The sequence below is a fragment of the Streptomyces sp. NPDC059564 genome, assembly GCF_042735575.1.
Lineage (GTDB): Bacteria > Actinomycetota > Actinomycetes > Streptomycetales > Streptomycetaceae > Streptomyces.
Genome location: NZ_JBHWBP010000628.1, coordinates 1 through 2,016 on the forward strand (window position 1 = coordinate 1; position 2,016 = coordinate 2,016).

At 70.7% G+C, this 2,016-nt stretch carries 2 protein-coding genes; both read right to left on the minus strand.

Annotation, left to right across the window (positions count from 1 at the left end):
- Window positions 1-242: 242 nt before the first annotated feature.
- A complete protein-coding gene (locus tag ACFV0Q_RS41035; protein WP_385013152.1) occupies window positions 243-653 on the minus strand; it encodes an ATP-binding protein in 411 nt (136 codons plus the stop codon).
- A 226-nt stretch (window positions 654-879) separates the two neighbouring features.
- Window positions 880-2,016 (minus strand): glycoside hydrolase family 15 protein (locus ACFV0Q_RS41040; protein ID WP_385013154.1); only part of this gene is annotated, 1,137 nt, incomplete at its 5' end.

Consider the following 2,016-nt stretch of genomic DNA (forward strand, 5'->3'; position numbering starts at 1 on the left):
GCGGCCCGCACAAGGTGGAGCCCGGACCGGAGGGCGCGTACGACCTGGAGGTCAGGTCGGGGAACGCGGAGAACTCGGTGGTCACGGAGTGACCCCCTCCGGCGCGGACCGGCGGTGCGCGCCGCCGATGTCCGCCTGACGCAACTCAGCCCGGCGCGCGTGGGACGCGCGCCGGGCTGCTGCCCGCCCAGACGGGTCCGGGCACGGAGCACCCCGGCCGGGATACGGCCGGGGTGACAGGTTCACGCCGCGCTGGTGACGAACTCGGACCAGACTGCCTTGCCCGCGGCCGCGTGGCTCTCGAACCCCCAGGCGGAGGCCAGGGACGCGACGATCGCCATGCCCCGGCCGCCGGTTTCCCCCTCCGCGGCCCGGTTCATGTGCGGGACCGTCAACGGATCACCGTCCTCCACCTCCACCCGGAGGTGGGCGTCGTCGGCGTCGATCCGCACCTGGAAGACCGGACGTCCTCCCGCGGTGCTGCTGCCGTACTTGACCGCGTTGGAGGCGAGCTCGGACGCGCACAACAGGATGTCGTCGGCGTGCCTGGTCACGTGCCACTCCTCCAGGGTCCGGGCGATGAAGGTCCTAGCAGCCGCGACCGATTCGGGTACGGAGGTGAAAGTGTGCTCTGCGTGGTCGTGCCTGGTCATGGGAGGTCACTTCCCGTCGCCGCAGTGGGGCTCGCAGAGCCTGGCGGCACGCTCGTGTCTCGGGAGTCGGGTCATCGGTGGGGCCCCGGCCGGGGCCGTGTCCATCACGCGAGAGGCGGTGTCGCCTGTCTGCCCACCAGTGAGCCACGGAAGTGGCACGGGCTGCTTCGTCCAGACGGTCGAGCCAGGGGGCTACCGTGCCGTCGTCCCCGGCGGCGGCCCGTGGTCAGCGTGAGGGTCGTCTGCTGCCCGCCAGCTTGTCGACGTAGTCCTCGGCCACGTGCGGGGGCCGGGGCCCGCGCTGCCGCCTCGCCACCTCGATCACCAGTGCCGTCGCGATGACACCGAGGTGGCTGAAGCCCTGCGGGAAGTTCCCCAGCTGGCTGCGCGTGACCGGGTCGTACTCCTCCGCGAGCAACCCGAGGTCACTCGCGCAGCCGAGGACCAGTTCGAGCCTGCTCTCCGCTTCCTCCACCCTGCCCACGACCGCGAGGGAACTCGCCAGCCAGAGCGTGCAGAAGAGGAAGCTCCCTTCCTCCCCGGTCAGGCCGTCGGCGCCCCTGTACCGGTAGACGTGTCCGTCGCGCGTGAGGTCGGCGGCGATCCGGTCGATGGTGGCCGCTGCCTTCGGGTCGTCCGGCGGGACGAACCCGCGGAGGATCAGTTGCAAGGCCGAGGCGTCGAGCGCGGCGCTGTCGAACGCCTGCATGAACGCGCCGGTCTCGGCGTCCACTCCCCGTTGCTCGATCTCGGCACGGATCTCGTCCCGTACGCACACCCAGCGCTCCCTCAGTTCCGGTCCCGCGGCCAGGTGCGGGTGGCGGTCGAGCATGTGGATCGCCGATTCGAGGGCGAGCCACGCCATGAGCTTGGAGAACACGAAATGACGTCGTCCCGAGCGGAACTCCCAGATGCCTTCGTCGGGTTCACGCCATCGGGCGATGGCCAGCTCCACGACGTCGTGCACGAACATCACGCGCTCGGGGCGCACGTCGTCGCCGCGCAGCTGCATGGTGAAGTTCAGTGCCGCGAGCAGCTCGCCGTAGACGTCCAGCTGGAACTGGTCCCATGCCCCGTTGCCGACGCGTACGGGACGCGAACCGCGGTAGCCCTCCAGATGGTCGAGGCGGACCTCGTCCAGGGCGCTCTCGCCGCCGATCCCGTACATCACCTGCAGCCCTTTGGCGCTTCCGGCGGTGACGGACACGAGCCAGTCGGCGAAGTGCCGTGCCTCTTCCTGGTACCCGGTTCCGGAGAGGGCCGCGAGCATGGCCGTGGCGTCGCGCAGCCAGGTGTAGCGGTAGTCCCAGTTGCGCTCTCCCCCGATCTCCTCGGGCAACGACGTGGTGGGCGCGGCGATGAC

Excerpts from the sequence above, each read along its gene's own strand:
- ACFV0Q_RS41035 (WP_385013152.1), bottom strand. The coding sequence starts at position 653 with ATGACCAGGCACGACCACGCAGAGCACACTTTCACCTCCGTACCCGAA.